This is a genomic window from Vibrio sp. SG41-7, from assembly GCF_014164465.1.
GTDB classification, from domain to species: Bacteria; Pseudomonadota; Gammaproteobacteria; order Enterobacterales; family Vibrionaceae; genus Vibrio; species Vibrio splendidus.
This window is the reverse complement of sequence record NZ_JACJFF010000434.1, coordinates 1-251: the sequence shown is the minus strand read 5'-3', so window position 1 is coordinate 251 and position 251 is coordinate 1. Positions and strand designations below refer to the sequence as shown.

At 33.5% G+C, this 251-nt stretch carries 1 protein-coding gene; it reads right to left on the bottom strand.

Going from position 1 to position 251, the window contains the following annotated elements; genetic code table 11:
• Nucleotides 1–53: 53 nt before the first annotated feature.
• A partial coding sequence (locus H5300_RS27795; RefSeq protein ID WP_220503602.1) for a hypothetical protein occupies nt 54–251 on the bottom strand: 198 nt, incomplete at its 5' end.

The following is a 251-nucleotide window of genomic DNA, read 5'->3' as shown; positions in this document are numbered from 1 at the left end:
TACGCTTAGTCACTTAACCATACAACCCGAAAGGGTTTCTATTTGCTTTCACTTTAAAAAGTGAAGACAAATAAGCGTATGGCAACTAACCAAGGTTTTTGGTTGTCATCAAGAAGGGTTAATTCCTGATAACTGTTTGCCGGACTCAATTGTGAATCAATGTAAACATTGATTCGAATACAAGACACTTGAATGTGTTTGTTGTGTTTATCTAATGAAAGATAAACATTGAGAACTTTTAAATTTGATTG